We start from the raw sequence: 18,122 nt of genomic DNA on the forward strand, positions 1-18,122 counted from the left end.
CGCGGTAACGCGATAATCGACCGAAGGGCGATCAGGCGAATCAGAACCCTGCACATCTCCTGAAACGCTTGCCGCAGCCATCACGCTCTGTCGTCTCGCTTCGCTCGGTTCGCCCCTCAAGCGGGGCTCCTACGGGTGGCATCCGCTAACCCGGCAAACAACAACGCAGCCTTTGCGGTTTTACGGTATCATTGCGCCGCTTTTACCCTCACGGAAACGATTCGGGAGCCATTTCCATGTCCAGCCTTACCTCTCTGACTGCCATTTCACCGGTCGATGGCCGCTATGCCGGCAAGGTGGATGCCCTGCGCAACACCACCAGTGAATACGGCCTTATCCGCTTCCGCGTGCATGTGGAAGTGAGCTGGCTGGAACAGCTCGCCCACGACAAGAACATCCCCGAAGTACCGCTGATGAGCGGTCAGGCGGCCTGGCACCTGCGCGGTGTTACCCGCGATTTCGACGTCGATCACGCCGAACGCATCAAGGCCATCGAAGCCACCACCAATCACGACGTGAAAGCGGTGGAATACTTCATCAAGGAACAGATGGCCGAGCACGATGAGCTGGCCGGCATGAGCGAGTTCGTTCACTTCGCCTGCACCAGCGAGGACATCAACAACCTGTCCTACTCCCTGATGCTGAAAGAAGCCCGGGAAATCCTGCTGCCGAAGATGGATCAGGTAATCAGCGCCATCCGCCGCCAGGCTCACGCCCAGGCGGACCAGCCGATGCTGTCGCGCACCCATGGCCAATCCGCCTCCCCCACCACCGTGGGCAAGGAAATGGCCAATGTGGTGGCCCGCCTGCAACGCCAGCGCGACCAGTTCGCCGCCGTGGCACTGCTGGGCAAGATCAACGGTGCCGTGGGTAACTACAACGCTCACCTGTCCGCCTACCCGGACGTTGACTGGGAAGCCTTTGCCCGCCGCTTCGTGGAAGGCCTGGGATTGACCTTCAACCCCTATACCACCCAGATCGAACCCCACGACTGCGTGGCCGAGTACTTCCACGCCTTGATGCGCTTCAACACCATCCTGCTCGACTTCGACCGGGACGTGTGGGGCTACATCTCCCTGGGCTACTTCAAGCAGAAAACCGTGGAAGGCGAAGTGGGTTCCTCCACCATGCCGCACAAGGTCAACCCGATCGACTTCGAAAACTCCGAAGGCAACCTGGGCCTGGCCAACGCCATCATGGATCACCTGGCCGCCAAACTGCCGATGTCCCGCTGGCAGCGCGACCTGACCGACTCCACCGTGCTGCGTAACGTGGGCGTCGGCCTGGCGCACAGCCTGATTGCTTTCGAAGCCAGCCTGAAAGGCATCAGCAAGCTGGAAGTGAACCCGGCACGTCTTAACGACGACCTGGACGCGGCCTGGGAAGTGCTGGCAGAGCCGATCCAGACGGTCATGCGTCGCTACGGTATCGAGAAGCCCTACGAAAAGCTCAAGGCGCTGACCCGTGGCAAGGATGGCATCAACCAGGACACCCTGACTGCCTTCATCAATGATCTGGCGATCCCGGATGAAGCCAAGGAAATCCTGCTGGCCATGACCCCGGCCAGCTACATCGGCAACGCGGCCCAGCAAGCGCGTAATATCTGATGAGCGACGCTCCGGGCCTGCCCACCTTCACGCTGCCGCTCACCCCGGCAGCGTTTTTGCGTGATTACTGGCAGAAAAAGCCACTGTTCATGCCCGGCGCTGCCAGCGGCCTGGATGAACCTGACGCGGACACCCTGGCCGGGCTGGCGCTGGAAGAAAACGTGGAAGCCCGCATTATTCGCGGCACTGCTGGCAGCAACTGGGAGCTCAAACAGGGGCCATTCGAGGAAACCGTGTTTGCCGAGGTGGGCGAGCGGGACTGGACCTTGCTGGTGCAGTCCGTGGACCATTATCTGACCGATGTTTCCCTGCTGCTGGACAGCTTTGCCTTCCTGCCCAACTGGCGGCTGGAAGACATCATGATGAGCTATGCCGCCAAGGGTGGCAGCGTCGGCCCCCATTTCGACCGCTATGACGTTTTCCTGATCCAGGCCGCCGGCAGCCGCCGCTGGCAGATCGGTGATGTCTGCGACGAAAAAACGCCGAAATTGCCACACCCTGACCTGAAGCTGGTGGCCGACATGCCGGTGCGCGAAGAGTTCGTGGCAAACCCTGGCGATGTGCTCTACCTGCCCCCCGGCATGGCCCACCATGGTGTCGCCGAAGACAGCGACTGCATCACCTGGTCGGTGGGTTTCCGGGCCCCGGATTACCAGATGCTGATGGCGGAAATCGCCGGCGAATGCCTGGCCGATGCGGACAGCGAGCTGTTTACCGACGCGGACCGGCAGGTGCCCAAGGATCCGGCGGTACTGGCCGATGCAGACCGGCAGCAACTGGTTCGCGGCGCCCTGGACCTGCTCAACCCGGCGGCGATAGAGCGGGCAGTTTATCGCTGGCTGTCCACTCCCCGGCTGGATGGACTTGAATTTGCCGTCGATGATGCCCATATTCGCCAGCGCGATCCTTCGATCGCCCTGGTCCGCCATGGTAGTGTGCGCCTGATTTTGCAGGGCAACATTGCCTGGCTAAACGGTGAGCCCTACTCACTGACAGAACAACAACGACCACTGGTACAGCTGCTGGCCCGCCAGCGCTGCTATACCCAGGAAGCGCTGGATGCCGTACTGCAGCCAGCCGGGAGTGAATTGCTACATGACTGGATTGAACAGGGCTACTTCGCCCAACTATAACGAGACCCCTATGGCTATCAGCATTATCGAGACCCGCTGGGACGAAAACGACACCGCCCTGCGAGCCCTTCGCCAGAAGGTCTTCATCAACGAACAGCACGTCCCCGAAGAGCTGGAGTGGGATGGCGAAGATGACAAGGCCATCCATTTTCTGGCCCTGGACCGGGAGCAGAATCCGGTCGGTTGTATTCGCCTTCTTCCCAGCGGCCAGATCAGCCGACTGTGCGTCCTTTCCGAGCAGCGCAACAATGGTGTCGGCAGCTCCCTGCTAGTAGCCGCGGAAGAAGCCGCCCGGGCCAAGGGCATGGAAGAAATCTTCCTGCACGCCCAGACCCACGCCACCAGCTTTTACGAAGCGGCCGGCTTTGCGGTGTCCGGTGGCATCTTCATGGATGCCAACATCCCCCACCGGCAGATGTTCAAACCCCTCGCCTGATGCCTTTTGTCATCGGTGACGACGACACCCTGCTCCATCCTGAATTCGGCGAGGCCGGCGCTGCACTCGCTTCGCTGATTTCCGCCTGCCGTCGCAGCCTCTGGCTGCGGGTCCCGGAGCTGGACGCCCTGACCGCCGACAGCGCTGTTTGCGATGCCCTCAAGCGCCTGGCCCTGCGCAGCGCAAAAACCGATATCCGCATTCAGTACGACAGCCAGGACAAGGCCGTGCGTAACGGACATCGCCTGGTCCATCTGGCCCGCCGGCTTCCCTCTCGCATACAGATGCGCCAGTGCCAGGATGATGACCGTGACAACCAGCTCTGCTTTGCTATCGGCGATGGGACCGGACTGTTCGAAGCTGCGGGCTGGCCACGGCCCGGCCGACTCGACCTGTGCGGCCATCGTCTTCCCCGCGCGCCACGTCTGTCCAGACAGTTTCAGGAACACTGGGAACGGGCAGCCTCCTCAATAGAGTTGCGAGAGCTGCGTTTATAGAATCTTGTAGGGTGGAAAGTCTGGCACCAGGAATCTGGTGGATTACGCCTTCGGCTAATCCTCCCTACCCGCCGCGTTACAGAGTCGCTGTCAGCTGCCAGTTCACCTGACCGCTGGCCTGGTATTTCTCCTCGAAATCCGTCAACGGTTCGCTTTGCAGCGGCAGTTCCGACAGCGCCGCATCAATGCCACTGATCGCCAGCGCGTCCCGCACCTCCTGCAGGTACAGCAACCAGTTACTGCGCATTTCCAGCACGCCACCCAGCGACAACATCGTGGGCCACACCGGATGACCGTGCCAGCGCCGCTTCAGATGTGCGCTTTTCGGCCAGGGATTCGGATAAAGAATCTGATGGCGCAGGAGTTGCCGGCCTTCCCCGGCCATCAGCCGCCACAAACCCGCGCAATCCGCCCGCAAGAGCAAAAGATTGTCCGGCAGTGCCTGAAAACGCCTGCCGGCACGCTCCAGGCGGGCAGCGGACTGATCCACCCCCACCACCAGAGCCTCCGGGTGCTGGCTGGCAAGCAGCAAGGAAGAGCGCCCGGTGCCACAGCCGGAATCCAGCATCAGCGGTCGCTCAGCGCCTTGCGCTTGCCGCCACTGCTGCAATTGCGCAAACGCCTGAGCATCATGGTCCGCAATAGGCGCCTGCCAGGGACTTTGCAGATGGCGACGGACCACCCGCTCCAGGTCATTGTGGATTCCGGTCTGATTCGAGGTAACGCTACGGCTGTTGGCAAACATGGCAACTCTGGGGCAACTTCAGGCGGACGCCATTATGCCTGTGATCCTGTAGAGATGCGTAATGCAGCGGCCATGATAGAGTGAGAAAAAGCCTGCCGGAGTCGATCATGATGCAACGACGAATACACCGCTGCCGACATCTCGTTCTGCTGCTCAGCCTGCTTCTGGGGATGATCGGCCAGGCCATGGCAGACTCCATGCGCATCCACGTATTACCCCGCCCGGATGCCCCGGCACTGGTGTCGGTGATCGAACCCCTACTGGCCCCCGGCGGCAGCGTCCGGGCCTATCAGGGCAAATTGATCATCCGCACCACCGACAGCAATATGGCTGAACTGGAAGGTGCGCTGGGCAGCCTGGAAGCCGCACCCAGCGCTCTGGTTGTTCATCTTCGTCGTCAAGGTACCAGCAGCGGCCAGCGTAGCGGAGTGGATACCCGTATCCAGGGCCGCATTCCCGGCGGGGTCTCCGGTGACATCCGCATTGAACAAAGCCGGCAGCACAGCAGCCTGCAGGACCATTACCAGATTCGCACCCTCAGCGGTTACCCAGCCCATATCAGCCAGGGCACCCTGCTCGCCCTCGGCGGCGGTTATTACGGCACCGTGCTTGCTGAGCTACAACAGGGTATCCAGGTAATCCCGCAACTGACCCCGGACGGCAGCGTGGTGCTACAGGTCAGCCAACGTTATGACCAAACTGGCGGCCCGGGACTGGCACAGACCCAGTCCAGCGGCACCACCCTGAGAGTACAGCCCGGGGTCTGGCAGCCCATGGGCAGCATCCGCGTAGACCGCAAACAGGACCAGCGTGGTTTTGGCGGGGTGCAGAGCAGCAGCCAGCAGTTCAATCTGCCGTTGGAGGTGATGGTGGAAAAGGAATAGCGTCGCACTCGAAGCTGCTGTAGGAGCGGCGCTTGAGCCGCGAACCGCGAACCGCGCGGAGCGCGGAATCGCCTGCAGGGCGATCAAGCATGGCAGTCTCAGGCAAACGCAGTAACACGCTCCCGGTCACGTTTCCCGCACCGTTATCGGGGACCATGCAGGCGCCGCACACAGTGCAGAAACCTGTCGAGCTCTGGGAGCCCTGATCGCCCTACGGGCGACTTCCTTGCTGCGCAAGGTTCGTGGCTCAAGCGCCGCTCCTACAGTAGCTTCGTAGAAAGCATTTCCAGCGAAGCGTAGCTTGTAGCGAAAAAAAGCCCCGCGGTGCGGGGCTTTTTGTCTTACTGGGCTTTCAGCTCACGGCGACGACGGTGCAGGACCGGCTCGGTGTAGCCGCTGGGCTGGGAGCAGCCCTCGAACACCAGCTCCATCGCTGCCTGGAAGGCCACGGAGTTGTCAAAATCCTTGGCCATGGGCACGTAGGTGGGGTCGTTGGCGTTCTGACGATCTACCACTTCTGCCATGCGCTTCAGGGTTTCGGTCACCTGCTCTTGATTGGTGATGCCGTGGTGCAACCAGTTGGTTACGTGCTGGCTGGAAATCCGCAGGGTGGCGCGGTCTTCCATCAGGCCCACATCATTGATGTCCGGCACCTTGGAGCAACCCACGCCACTGTCGATCCAGCGAACCATGTAACCCAGAATGCCCTGCGCGTTGTTGTCCAGCTCCTGCTGGATTTCTTCGGCGGACAGCTCACGGGTCAGCAACGGCACGGTGAGGATATCGTCCAGGGAGGCACGCTTGCGGTTAGCCAGCTCTTTCTGGACTTCTGCCACGTTAATCTCGTGATAGTGGGTAACGTGCAGGGTCGCAGCCGTCGGGGACGGCACCCAGGCACAGTTGGCACCGGCTTTCGGGTGACCGGCTTTGGTGGCCATCATTTCGGCCATTTCGTCTGGCTTGGGCCACATGCCCTTACCGATCTGGGCGTGACCCGGCAGACCACATTCCAGACCGATGTCCACATTCCAGTCTTCGTAGGCATTGATCCACGGCAGGGCTTTCATGTCGCCCTTACGCGCCATGGGGCCTGCTTCCATGGAAGTGTGCATTTCGTCACCGGTGCGGTCCAGGAAGCCGGTGTTGATGAAGATCACACGCTCTTTCGCCTGACGGATACACTCTTTCAGGTTCACGGTAGTGCGGCGCTCTTCATCCATGATGCCGATCTTCAGGCTGTTCTTTTCCAGGCCCAGGGCCTTCTCGACACGCTCGAACAGCTCAACAGCGAAGGCCACTTCTTCCGGACCGTGCATCTTCGGCTTCACGATGTACATGGAGCCGGTGCGGCTGTTGCTCAGCTTGTTGAGTTTCTTCAGGTCATGAATGCCGGCCAGCACGGTGATCATGCCGTCCATGATGCCTTCCGGGGTTTCCTCGCCATTGAGCAGGATAGCCGGGTTGGTCATCAGGTGGCCCACGTTCCGCACCAGCAACAGGGAGCGGCCGTGCAGGGTCAGGGTGCCGCCGTCCAGCGCGGTGTACTCGCGATCCGGATTCATGGCGCGGGTCATGGTCTTGCCGCCCTTCTGGAAGCTTTCCTGCAGGTCGCCCTTCATCAGGCCGGCCCAGTTGCGATACACCTCGACTTTGTCTTCCGCATCCACGGCGGCTACGGAGTCTTCGCAGTCCTGGATGGTGGTGATGGCAGATTCCAGCAGCACATCTTTCATGTTGGCAGCGTCGTCGGTGCCAATCGGGTGGCTGGCATCGATCTGGATTTCTGCATGCAGGTTGTTGTGCTTGAGCAGGATACCGGATGGGGCAGAGGCCTCGCCCACATAACCCTGCAGCTGGCCTTCGTCTTTCAGGCCGGATTTTTCAGCGCCCAGGGACACTTCCAGTTTGCCATCAACAATGGCGTAACCGGTGCTGTCTTTATGGGAGCCGGAGGCCAGCGGGAAGTAGCGGTCCAGGAAGTTACGGGCCCAGGCAATCACCTTGGCGCCACGCTTGGGGTTATAAGCCCCGCCTTTCTCGGCGCCGCCTTCGTCAGAAATCACGTCGGTGCCGTAGAGGGCGTCATACAGGCTGCCCCAACGCGCATTGGCGGCGTTCAGGGCGAAACGGGCATTTTTCACCGGTACCACCAGCTGCGGCCCAGCGATGGTGCCGATCTCGTCATCCACATTCTCGGTGGTAACGTTGAAGTCCTCGCCTTCCGGCAGCAGGTAACCGATCTCGGTCAGGAACTGCTTGTACTCAGCCATGTCGATGGCCTGGCCTTTACGGGCCTTGTACCACTCGTCCAGCTGCGCCTGGATGGTTTCACGCTTTTCCAGCAGCGCCTTGTTCTTGGGCGCCAGGTCCTTGAGGATGCTTTCCAGCTCGGCCCAGAAGTGTTCCGGGTCCACGCCGGTACCCGGCGCAATCTCGTTGACTACCAGATCATGGAGTTCGGCAGCGATTTCAAGGCTACCCTTCTGAATACGATCGGTCATGGTGCTCCTACCCTTCTGGTCGAGAGAGTCTTGGTTAATCGGGACATTCGGCGAAAACCCAAGGGTCGACCCCGCTTGAAGGGGGTCGGAGGAAGTCGCAGAAGCCCGGGGAAACGGTTACATGGCGGCCTGACAGACCGCACCGCAAAAAGGCGCGGGTATTTTACCGGAAACGGCGCCGTGAATCATGTTTAGTGGCAAAATCGCCGAAACGATGCTTTTTTGATCAGCCGAACAGGTTGACCACGTCCAGTCGGTGAGCCTGCTCACCGCCCTGCTGCTGGCCGTCTTCCAGATTTTCGAAGTCGAACAGGCGCGTATCGGCCAGTTGCGAGGGGGCAATATTCTGGATGGCAGCAAAGATGTTCTCGATGCGCCCTGGCTGATCCCGGTCCCACTTGTTGAGCATCTCCTTGATCACCTGGCGTTGCAGGTTCTCCTGAGAGCCACACAGGTTGCAGGGGATGATCGGGAAATCCTTGAAGTTGGAGAACTCGATGATGTCCTTCTCGCGGCTGTAAGCGAGAGGACGGATAACAATATTGCGGTTATCGTCGCTGCGCAGCTTGGGCGGCATGGCCTTCATCTTGCCGCCAAAGAACATGTTCAGAAACAGGGTCTCGACGATGTCATCGCGGTGGTGGCCCAGGGCGATCTTGGTGGCGCCGATCTCTTCGGCAAAGCCATAGAGGCTACCGCGACGCAGCCGTGAACACAGCCCACAGGTGGTTTTCCCCTCCGGCACCTTCTCCTTGACGATGGAATAGGTGTCCTTCTCGAGGATGTGATAGGCCACCCCTTCCCGCTCCAGGTACTCCGGCAGTACATGCTCCGGGAACCCCGGCTGCTTCTGGTCCAGGTTCACCGCCACCAGCTCGAAATTCACCGGCGCCGAATGCTGCAGATTGCGCAGGATTTCCAGCATGGTGTAGGAATCCTTGCCGCCAGACAGGCACACCATCACCTTGTCGCCCTCACTGATCATATTGAAATCAGCAATGGCACGACCGACCTCGCGCCGCAGCTTCTTCTGCAGCTTGTTGAGGCGAGTCCGTTGTTTGGCGTCCAGCGTGTCCATGGGAACCCTTTCTCTCTCTGTGTAACAGCCACCACGCTTCACGCAACAGCAATGGCGCAACAAGCAGATTTTGCGTGAAGCGTGTGGGCGATTATGTGACCTTCATTTTGCGGATCAATCGGCGGTACAGCGCGGGGCTCCAGCGTTTCAGGTAGATACCGGCACCCTCGCGGCCGGCGATGATAACCTGATCGCGGCCTTGCTGCACGGCCTTCACCATCCGTTTGGCGCATTCGTCAGGGGCAATACCGGCTTCCTGAGCCTCATCCATACTGCCCTGGGCAGAGCCATCGGCGGTGAGCGCGTTGAGGGAGACCTGGGTGCGGATAAAGCCGGGCATCACCAGGGTCACCCGGATACCAGCATCGTATTCCTCGGCACGCAAGGATTCGAAGAAACCGTGCAGAGCGTGCTTGCTGGCGCTGTAGGCACTGCGCAAAGGCGTGGGCAGCTCACCGACCAGCGAGGTCACCACCACAAACCGGCCTCGGCCCTGCTCTTTCAGCCAGGGCAATACCGCCTTGGTCAGCGCCACGGTGCCAAAGAAATTCACCTCCATGATTCGCCGATCCACCGCCAAATCGGTGTCGGCCACCAGGGAGCGCTGGGAAATGCCGCCGTTGTGGACCACCTGATCAAGACGATCAAAACGCTGCCGCACCGCCGCCACGGCAGCAGGCATGGCTTCGACTTCCGTCAGATCCAGCGGCAACACTAGATGGTCATCACCGTTGACCAGACCCTCCTGGACCCGCTTCAGCTCCTCTTCCCGACGGGCGGAGAGCACCAGGGTTGCGCCCCGGCGCGCATATTCCTTCGCCAACGCCTCGCCAATCCCGGAGGAGGCCCCGGTAATCCACACCACCTTGCCAGCCAGCGTTTCGGCCATCTCACACGCTCCTTGAAGTCAAAGACACCGCAAGGGTAATGCCATGGCCGGGAAATCCAAAGGCTGAAACAGCAAATACGCCAACTACGCAGCCGCTGTAGGAGCGCCTCTCGAGGCGCGAACTGGCCGTGGCAAGTTGCCTTCTAGCTTACAGACTAACCTCCATACAACTGGCGAGCCCTGAAACTCCTGATCGTCCTGCGGACGATTTCCGCGCAAGCGCGGTTCGCGCCTCGAGAGGCATTATTCGCTTCGCTCACCCTTAGGGCCGCACGGAACTACGTGCGTTACTCCACTACGCTCCGTTCCTACAGCGGCCTTGTCGACATATTATTTCAGCTCTCTGGACGACAGCCCCAGCAGGTGCCGTGCCACGATCAGTTGCTGGATCTGCTGGGTGCCCTCGAAGATGTCGATGATCTTTGAATCCCGAGCCAGCTTTTCCAGCAACGTCCGCTCGGAATAGCCCAGCTCGCCGCATAGGGCCACGCACTTGAGGGTTACCTCATTGCCCATGCGCCCGGCCTTGGCCTTGCACATGGAGGCTTCTTTGGAATTGGGCTGGCCATTGTCTGCCATCCAGGCGGCTTTCAGGGTCATCAGGCGGGCGGCTTCCAGGTCCGCTTCCAGCCGGTACAGCTCCAGCTCCCGCGCCGTAGAATTATAAGGTTGTTTCGAGAAATCAGCCTCAACCCCTTCTTTTTCCAATATTTCTCTGGTTATCTCTAGTGCCGCACGGGCCACGCCCAATGCCATGGCTGCCACCTGGGGACGGGTATTATCAAAGGTCTGCATCACCCCGCCGAAGGCCTTTTTGCGGGCCTCTTCGGTATCGCCAATTTCTGCCGAACCAAGGATATGGTCCTTGGGGATTCGGCAGTTGTTGAACGACAGGGCCGCCGTATCTGACACGCGCAGGCCCATCTTGTCTTCCACGCGCACCAGCTGCAGGCCGGGGTTATCGCGAGGAACGATGAATGACTTGATCGCCGCCTTGCCCAATGACTTGTCCAGGGTCGCCCAGACCACCACCGCATCACAGCGCTGGCCCGCGGTGCAGTAGATTTTCTCACCGTTGAGCACCCACTCATCACCGTCCAGTTCAGCGGTGGTACTGACCGCAGCGGAATCCGAACCCGCGCCGGGCTCGGTAATCGCCATGGCACAGTAGAGCTTGCCATACTTCTCTTTCTGCTCCGGGGTGCCCACGGCCATCACCGCCGCATTGCCCAGCCCGGAGCCGGGAATGGAGAGCATCAACCCCACATCGCCCCAGCACATGGCTTCCACCGCCAGGATGCCGGTCATGTTGCTACCGTTCTTGATCTCGTCACTGGCACCCTTTTTCCCACCGCCGCGGGGCATGGCTGCCATCATCTGCGCCACCGGCTTCAGCTCCTCCGGGGTATCGCAGTGTTCGATGGCGTCGTATTTGCGGGCAATGGGGCGAAACACTCCCGCTGCCAGTTGCTGGGCCATCTGCTGGACCTGTTCGAGCTTGGCCGGAATTTCCAGATTGATCATGACTCTCTCCTATACCATCAGGCTGCCGTGCAACACGGCAATGCTGCGCAGGTTGCGGTACCACATTTCCAGCGGGTAATCGCGCACAAAGCCGGCGCCACCAAACAGCTGGATACCGTTGGTGCCGATCTCCATGGCTTTTTCCATGCACTGCAACTGGGCCAGATAGGCGTCCTTGTGGAAATCCAGGCCCTGCTCCGCCCGGCTGGCAGCGCGCAGCATCATCAGGCGCATGCCTTCAATTTCGATACCCATGTTGGCCACCATGAAGGCCACGGACTGACGCCAGGCAATAGGCTCCCCGAACGCCTTGCGCTCTTTCACGTAGGGGATGCTGTATTCCAGCACCGCCTGACAGCAGCCCACCGCCAGGGCGCATTGGCCGATACGGCTGAGGCCCAGCAGACGATTCAGGTCGAAGCGCGGTAACCGGTCACGGGCCGGGATGGCCACGTTTTCCAGGGTCAGCGTCGCCATGTTGGCACTACGCAACCCCATGTACGGCTCGGACTCAATGGTCAACCCTTCCGCCTCCGCCGGCACCACAAAGCCCGCCACCTCGCCATCGATAGCAGCCACCACTACAAACCACTCACATTGGGCAGCCATGGGGACCAGACTTTTCACGCCGTTGAGGGTGTAGGTGTCGCCGTCTTGGCTGGCCATGGTGGCCGGCGCAGCAGGCTCGAAGGTGGCACGGGGCTCGTTGACCGCCAACGCTGCACCAGTAAAGGTCTCCGCCGCCAAGACTGGGAGCCACCGTTCCTGTTGCTGCTCGTCACCGAAATCCATCAGTGCATTCACTGCAGCCATCGGTTGCAGTGCGGCCAGGGTATGGGACATGTCTCCCTGGGCCAGATCTTCCACGGCCAGGGCATTGGATAACGGCGAACGAGGCATGGCAACGCCACCTAGGGCTTCCGGCATGGGCATCAAGGCCAGGCCGAAACCACTAATGGCATCCAGTAGCGCCGGATTGGCCTGCGCCGCATCGTCAGCAGCTCGGGCCTGGGACGACAGGGAATCGCGGGCAAGACGTCGCATGCTCTCGCGGGTAATGCGCTGCTCTTCGGTGAGCGTGAGATCAAACAGGGGGGTCGACATGATCGGGCCTCAGGAGGTCGAATTAACACAACCAATCAAACGATTGTTTCACTCGAGACAGTTTGTCAGGCCCTGTCTACCTCTCACAATGACATCCCTGTGACCTGGAATGAGAAAAACGGTAAAGTTGACCAAAAAGCCAGCAGGCAACCTACAGGATCCGATTACCTACGTGCTTACCCTGATTCCCGCCGAACCGCCGGAGCGCGCCATCCGCCTCCGCCGCCAGATCATGGCCGTTTACTCCTATTGCCTGCTATGGGTGGGCACCATCCTCGGCGTCGAGCTCAGTGCCTTTGCGCCCAATACACCGCACCTGATGATGTTCTCGGTGCTATTTGCCATCAACCTGGTGTTCTTTCTGCTCATCCGTAGTGGTCTCAGCGAACGCCTCGGCGACCCCAGCCTGACCATTTTGCAGATGGCCACCGGCATCATCCTGACCACGGTGATCCTGCATTATACCCGCGAGCTACGTGGCGCCATGCTGAGCATCTACTTCATGGTGATGACGTTTGGCATTTTTGCCCTGGACAGGCGCCGGCAAATGGCCATGGCCGGCTTTACCCTTTTCTGCTTCACCACGTTGCAGGTATACGAGTGGCTGGAAACCCCCCAACAGGCGATCTTTTCGTTTCTGATCGGGCACTGGATCATTCTTGCCCTGATCCTCTGCTGGTTTATCTATATGGGGGGCTACATCCACAACTTGCAGAACCGGGTCAGGGATCAACGTGAAAACCTGCGTGATGCCCACTCTCGCCTGGAAGCCATTGCGGTGCGCGATGATCTTACCGGGCTGTATAACCGCCGCCATTTTCTCGAACGACTGGAGGAAGAGCTTTCCCTCGCCAACCGCAACCACACCCCCCTTTATCTGGCGATTATCGATCTGGACCATTTCAAGCGGGTCAATGATAACTACGGCCATCATAGTGGCGACGAAGTGCTCAGCCGCTTTGCCCGCATTGCCAGCCAGGGCCTGCGCAAATCGGACCTGTTGGCCCGCTACGGTGGTGAGGAATTCGTGGTGCTGTTTCCCCATGCCACGGAAGCCGCCTGCGAAGCCGCTCTGGAACGCCTGCGCAGGCGCTTCGCCGAACAGGGTTATTCCTTTGCCAGTGACATCAAAACCACTTTCTCTGCCGGTTTGACCGCCTTCCAGCCCGGGGAAACGGCGGACCAGTTGATCAAGCGGGCTGATAGCGCACTGTATGGAGCCAAATCCCGGGGCCGGAACCAGGTGGTCCAGCTGCCGTTGAGCTGAATACCTGGAGACCGCCGATAACTCCCGGTATGCTTGCCGGCAGCGGAGGACTCCATGTCAGACATTACCAATCCCAGCCTGAAAAACACCGTTCGCCAGTACTTCCAGGACCTTGGCGAAGACGCCCCTACCTGGACGGAAATCCATGGCATGCTCTGTGCCCTGGCCGTCGGGCCAGACGTGGAAACGGTGGACTACAGCGAAGAGCTGGAAATGCCGGTTCCCGAGGACGTCACTGATGCTCTCAACCGGCTGCGCGAACGACTGGTAACACAGTTACTCGGTGGCGACGCCGTCAACCTGCCCTGCCTGCTTGACCCTTATCAGGAAGATGACGGCCAGGATCTGGCAAGCTGGTGTGCCGGTTTCATGACCGGCGTCTTTGTGGCCGAAGAAAACTGGTATCAGGATGATGAAGAACAGATGGCGCAAATGCTGCTGCCCTTCATCCTGATTTCAGGGGTGGATGATGACGAAGCCCTGGACACGCTCTGGGACAACAGTCAGGTGGTACGGCAAATGGCCCTGAGCATTCCGGAAATACTGGAAGAGCTCTACCTGGCGTTCCATGGTCCGGATCAGGGTGATGAATCCGCCTCGGCAGACTGATTGTCTTTACCCGAATGTTCACCGCTAACGTGACGCAGTTCTGCGCGTTGTTGCCGCTGTGCCACTAGTCTTGTTGTAGATGCTGCCGCTATCCAAAAACTATCCAGACAAAAGCGGCAGCCGGACAACATTCTGGGGGTATCAAGGTGCGTATCTGCATTGTCACCGGCCTGCTGATTCCGGCATTGGCCTTCGCTGAAACTGCCACCGACAACTCGTGCCCGACATTGGTCAGTGCCGCTTTCACCACTGCAGTGGAAGAACGGGAACCGCTCGCTCAGCTCACAACCGCCCCACTCTCAGTCAATGAGCTACTGTTCTTTACCGCCATCCAGGATGGTAATGGCGAGCAGCTGCACCATACCTGGTCCTACAACGGTGAACCCATTGTTGATGTGCCGCTGGCGGTGGGCTCGGATTACTGGCGCACCTGGTCGTCGAAAACCTTTGCCGGCCTTGATCTGGCTCCCGGAGGCCAGTGGCAGGTAAACGTCAGCACAGAAAGTGGCTGTGAGCTGGGCAACTGGACGTTGACGCTCACCGATGATAACGCGGCTACTCAGTCGCCAGCCCCTGCAGCATCCACGCCACCGGCGTCTGAAAAAACCTCAGAAACGCCCCTGAAAACGCCGCCGGAAAAAGCCAAGGGTGACGCGGTGGATCTCAGTGAAAATTACGCGGTGATTCGCCAGTTACTTGATCTGGGCGATACCCGCGCGGCCAAGGTGGCGATACGCCGTGCTCGCCAGCTCACCGCCAATCCGCAACAACTGGCTGAGCTGGATACCCTGGCCGCAGATAACGAGGCCTTTGCCCAACTGGACAAACTGATACGCCAGCGGGATGTGCACGGTGCCCGTGAACTAATGCAAACGCTGGTGATTTCCATCTCCCCCGACAGCCCGGTTTACCCGGCACTGCAAAGCCGCCACCGGCTACTGAAGCGCCTGGAAGGCAACGAGCGGGACACCGTATTCCAGGCCGCATCCAGCCCCTGATGCCACAACAGCACGGGCGTCAGTCGTCTTTCAGCGACAGATGGCTGATGTCCGGTGCCACCGGCATTTCCTCCGCTTTTTTCTGCCCCAGCACTTCCCCCGGCTGAGCCATAGTCAAGTGATCCACGTCCGGCGCAGGCGGAGGAGCGACCTTTTCCCTGTTATCAATTTCCGCCCCCACTTCCGCCACCGAGAAGGCCCCGGAAAAACCGGTTCCCCCGGTGCGGATGGTGCCCACCGTTTCCAGCTCGCCAGACGAGGGTTCTGTCGGTTCGCGACTGTCCGGGGCCGGAGACGCTGCGCGGGATTCGGGTGCCGGCGCAGATGCACCAGCGGATGCCTGGACGGGATCGGCTACCGGCCGCAGTTCACACTCTGCGCCGGCCTGTTTCAGCACTGCGCGGAATTTCATGGCGGTGGCCTGGTCGGCATCTTTCTTTAACACCACCGGCTGCCCGGAAAACAATTTCTCCACCCGGGCGGCATCCATCTTGAAGATTTTTCCCAGGTTGCTTTTTACCGTCGCAAGGTCCGACCCTTTCACCAGCTGACCGGTAAAGACGATATGGAAACGGGCATCGGCCATTATGGATTCCTCTCTGATTCTCTACTGACTACCAAGGTATCGTAGCCGCCAATGAGCAGCACGCCTGTCTTGCTGAAAACCCGCAAAATGCACGGTGTTCCGTCTCGCATAAAGTATGTGGCATGAAGCGAACCTCAACCCATTTCACTGGCGGCATACTCGGCCAGTGCGGCGATGGTCCGTGACGGGTTCAAACCCAGCGCCCGTGGCACCATGGCGCCATCAATCACAAACAGATTGGGATAGTTGAACACTTCTCCCCGGTGGTCTACCACGCCCTGCTCCACAGAATCTGCCATATTGCAGCCGCCCAGCGGGTGCGGGGTCACCAAATCCTTGAACCAGTCCCAGGTGGCCGGCGTCATCGGATCACCGCCGGTCGCAGCGGTCAGCGACAGATGGCGGTCTGCCAGGCCCTGTACCGCCTTTTCCGCCTTGCGATAGTCCCAATCCAGTTTCAAGCGGTCTTTCTTCCAGGGCCAGTACCAGCGACGGCCCAGATAGAAACGGCCACCGGGATCGTCCATGGCCTGCCCGAACCAGGGCATCATCCTGGCAAAGGGATCACTGCTCTCTCCATACTTGAGCATGGCAGCACCCAGCCGAGTATTGGCGAAGCGGGGATCCTTGCCCAGTCGCTCCATCCAGCTGCCGAGAATATCGGGCACGCCGCCATCTTCCACAAAATAACGAGCGCCACCATCTTCACCATCCAGGTAATCAATGGCGCTGGTAATGGTCGGCCCCCGTGTGGGAGAAATCTGGCGCTCCTCATAAAATGCCATGGTGGCGAAGTCACCATTGCAGGACCAGTTGTGGCCAAGCTTGCGACTCAGTTTCGGCAGGGTCTTGTACTGATCCCGGCAGCGCAGTAACAGTTCAGTAGAGCCCATGGAACCGGCAGCCACGATCACCTTTTCCGCCTTGAAACGGCGCCAGCAATGGCTGTCCAGGTCCCTGGCCAGCACTTCATAACCGCCGCCTTCCAGGGCACGAATGGTGCGCACATGATGCAGGGGACGGACATCAGCACCGGCATTCTCCGCCGCCGCCAAGTAATTCAGATCTAGGGTATTCTTGGCCTGCACCGGGCAGCCCAGATCGCAGTTACCACAATGCACGCAGGTGCCCTGGGTTTTGCCCTGAGGGTTTACCCAGGTCTGGCTGTGGCCATAGGAGTATGGATCATCCCGTTGTGGGCTCCAGTCGGGATCAAAGGTGATCGCCTGGGGCACAATACGAAACCGGTCACCGGCCCCGACGGCGTCAGCCCCTTCCTTCATCAGATGGGTTCGCGGGGTCCATTGATTGCCCGGCAGTTCCTGCACATTGAGCATGACGCCAGTGGTAGTGTAATGGGGCTTGAGCGTGACGTAATCGATGGCCTCCGGCCACCCCTGGGCAAAGGCCTCCGGCTTGGCCTCAATGCTGACATTGGCGTAGATCAGGGAGCCACCGCCCACCCCAGCGCCCATGGCAACACTCATGTCGCCGAAGTAGCGAAAATCGATCCAGCCGTTCTGTTTTTCCGGTTCGTCTTCATCCCAGAACCAATCGCGCTGGGACACCGATGGGTAATCGTCCGACAACCAGCGCCGCCCCCGTTCCAACACCACCACCCGACTTCCCTTCTCCGCAATCCGGCAGGCCATCACCGAGCCGCCAAAGCCGCTGCCGATGATCAGGACATCCACATTTTCCATCCTCTCCCCCAACCCCTGTTCTTATCGTTGCCTTTGCGACAACGCTTTTTTAATCAAGGTTTTGCACTATAAAATTAACTGCCAATCCTGTCTATTTGCAGCACTTTCCAGTAATCTGGCGACTGTCTTCGCCGGCCTCATTGCAGCACCCATGGAACAGATCGATTTCGTCACTATTGAAGAGCAGCAGCGCCCCCGCAAGCGTAACGGTGCCGCTCGTAAACCCGGTCCGAAGAAAGCCGCGAAGCCGCAGCGCCCGGGAGCCGTGCGTGATGGCTACCGCCGGCTCACTGCCGATATACCCGCCGATCTGCACAAACGCCTGAAAATGCAGGCCCTGATGGAAGACCGCTCCGTCACCGAACTGATCGTGCAAGCCGCCGAGTGTTTTTTGCGCAATCGAGATTAACCCGCAGCACATCCGTTAAGCATTTCTCTCTCGCGTTATTCAAGCATTGTCCGCGCTTCCTCGCATGTTGGCTGATGCCGCGTTTCACCTTCATGCAACCGTCACCCACCTGTCATTGATCCGCACTGATACAGCCGCATGCTCGGTCCTGA

General features: G+C 59.9%; 17 protein-coding genes. 9 read left to right on the forward strand and 8 right to left on the reverse strand.

The window, feature by feature from the left end; genetic code table 11:
* Positions 1 to 236 precede the first annotated feature (236 nt).
* From purB to T9A_RS01680, 4 genes are read left to right on the forward strand one after another with little or no spacing between them, the layout of a single operon-like run.
* Positions 237 to 1,607 carry an adenylosuccinate lyase gene (purB, locus tag T9A_RS01665; protein WP_035244518.1) on the forward strand — a complete coding sequence of 457 codons (1,371 nt, stop codon included), beginning with the start codon at positions 237 to 239 and terminating at the stop codon, positions 1,605 to 1,607.
* A complete protein-coding gene (locus T9A_RS01670) occupies positions 1,607 to 2,740 on the forward strand; it encodes a JmjC domain-containing protein (protein WP_052042426.1) in 1,134 nt (377 codons plus the stop codon). The genes purB and T9A_RS01670 overlap by 1 nt, the downstream gene beginning before the upstream one ends.
* A gap of 10 nt (positions 2,741 to 2,750) precedes the next feature.
* Complete coding sequence (locus tag T9A_RS01675) at positions 2,751 to 3,176, forward strand: GNAT family N-acetyltransferase (RefSeq protein WP_035244519.1); 426 nt, start codon at positions 2,751 to 2,753, stop codon at positions 3,174 to 3,176.
* Positions 3,176 to 3,673, forward strand: a complete 498-nt coding sequence (locus T9A_RS01680; RefSeq protein ID WP_035244521.1) for a DUF7931 domain-containing protein — start codon at positions 3,176 to 3,178, stop codon at positions 3,671 to 3,673. Before T9A_RS01675 ends, T9A_RS01680 begins: the two co-directional genes overlap by 1 nt.
* A 76-nt stretch (positions 3,674 to 3,749) precedes the next feature.
* On the opposite strand, the gene trmB is transcribed toward T9A_RS01680, so the two are convergent.
* Positions 3,750 to 4,418, reverse strand: coding sequence for a tRNA (guanine(46)-N(7))-methyltransferase TrmB (trmB, locus tag T9A_RS01685; protein WP_035244523.1), 669 nt, complete (start codon positions 4,416 to 4,418; stop codon positions 3,750 to 3,752).
* Positions 4,419 to 4,525: 107 nt separating this feature from the next.
* Between trmB and T9A_RS01690 the strand changes: the two genes are divergently transcribed.
* On the forward strand, positions 4,526 to 5,302 hold the full coding sequence (locus T9A_RS01690; protein WP_232221958.1) for a type II and III secretion system protein: 777 nt from the start codon (positions 4,526 to 4,528) through the stop codon (positions 5,300 to 5,302).
* A 341-nt stretch (positions 5,303 to 5,643) separates the two neighbouring features.
* Here the strand turns inward: T9A_RS01690 and T9A_RS01695 are convergent, their stop codons facing one another.
* The 5 genes from T9A_RS01695 to T9A_RS01715 all read right to left on the reverse strand — a co-directional run bounded on the left by T9A_RS01695 (position 5,644) and on the right by T9A_RS01715 (position 12,398).
* Positions 5,644 to 7,803: a malate synthase G gene (locus tag T9A_RS01695; RefSeq protein WP_035244524.1), complete on the reverse strand. Its 2,160-nt coding sequence runs from the start codon at positions 7,801 to 7,803 to the stop codon at positions 5,644 to 5,646.
* Positions 7,804 to 8,029: 226 nt separating this feature from the next.
* Positions 8,030 to 8,881: a tRNA 2-thiocytidine(32) synthetase TtcA gene (gene ttcA / locus T9A_RS01700; RefSeq protein ID WP_035244526.1), complete on the reverse strand. Its 852-nt coding sequence runs from the start codon at positions 8,879 to 8,881 to the stop codon at positions 8,030 to 8,032.
* Between the two features lie 91 nt (positions 8,882 to 8,972).
* Complete coding sequence (locus T9A_RS01705; RefSeq protein ID WP_035244528.1) at positions 8,973 to 9,770, reverse strand: SDR family oxidoreductase; 798 nt, start codon at positions 9,768 to 9,770, stop codon at positions 8,973 to 8,975.
* Between the two features lie 330 nt (positions 9,771 to 10,100).
* The gene (locus T9A_RS01710; protein ID WP_035244530.1) at positions 10,101 to 11,294 is read right to left on the reverse strand and encodes an acyl-CoA dehydrogenase family protein; all 1,194 of its coding nucleotides are present in this window, start codon (positions 11,292 to 11,294) and stop codon (positions 10,101 to 10,103) included.
* A gap of 9 nt (positions 11,295 to 11,303) precedes the next feature.
* Positions 11,304 to 12,398 carry an acyl-CoA dehydrogenase family protein gene (locus T9A_RS01715; RefSeq protein ID WP_035244532.1) on the reverse strand — a complete coding sequence of 365 codons (1,095 nt, stop codon included), beginning with the start codon at positions 12,396 to 12,398 and terminating at the stop codon, positions 11,304 to 11,306.
* 109 nt (positions 12,399 to 12,507) lie between these two features.
* On the opposite strand from T9A_RS01715, the gene T9A_RS01720 reads away from it, so the two are divergent.
* The 3 genes from T9A_RS01720 (at position 12,508) to T9A_RS16540 (ending at position 15,272) form a co-directional block, all read left to right on the forward strand.
* Positions 12,508 to 13,665, forward strand: a complete 1,158-nt coding sequence (locus T9A_RS01720) for a GGDEF domain-containing protein (RefSeq protein WP_232221959.1) — start codon at positions 12,508 to 12,510, stop codon at positions 13,663 to 13,665.
* A gap of 54 nt (positions 13,666 to 13,719) precedes the next feature.
* A complete protein-coding gene (locus T9A_RS01725) occupies positions 13,720 to 14,274 on the forward strand; it encodes a YecA/YgfB family protein (RefSeq protein WP_035244534.1) in 555 nt (184 codons plus the stop codon).
* Between the two features lie 146 nt (positions 14,275 to 14,420).
* Complete coding sequence (locus T9A_RS16540) at positions 14,421 to 15,272, forward strand: DUF2914 domain-containing protein (RefSeq protein WP_052042427.1); 852 nt, start codon at positions 14,421 to 14,423, stop codon at positions 15,270 to 15,272.
* A 19-nt stretch (positions 15,273 to 15,291) separates the two neighbouring features.
* Here T9A_RS16540 and T9A_RS01735 read toward each other — a convergent pair whose 3' ends face one another.
* Complete coding sequence (locus tag T9A_RS01735) at positions 15,292 to 15,858, reverse strand: hypothetical protein (RefSeq protein WP_035244536.1); 567 nt, start codon at positions 15,856 to 15,858, stop codon at positions 15,292 to 15,294.
* Between the two features lie 134 nt (positions 15,859 to 15,992).
* Positions 15,993 to 17,561 carry a GMC oxidoreductase gene (locus tag T9A_RS01740; protein WP_035244538.1) on the reverse strand — a complete coding sequence of 523 codons (1,569 nt, stop codon included), beginning with the start codon at positions 17,559 to 17,561 and terminating at the stop codon, positions 15,993 to 15,995.
* A 151-nt stretch (positions 17,562 to 17,712) separates the two neighbouring features.
* Between T9A_RS01740 and T9A_RS01745 the strand changes: the two genes are divergently transcribed.
* Positions 17,713 to 17,970, forward strand: a complete 258-nt coding sequence (locus T9A_RS01745; RefSeq protein WP_035244540.1) for a hypothetical protein — start codon at positions 17,713 to 17,715, stop codon at positions 17,968 to 17,970.
* Positions 17,971 to 18,122 lie beyond the last annotated feature (152 nt).

It is taken from the genome of Alcanivorax jadensis T9 (assembly GCF_000756655.1).
Lineage (GTDB): Bacteria > Pseudomonadota > Gammaproteobacteria > Pseudomonadales > Alcanivoracaceae > Alcanivorax > Alcanivorax jadensis.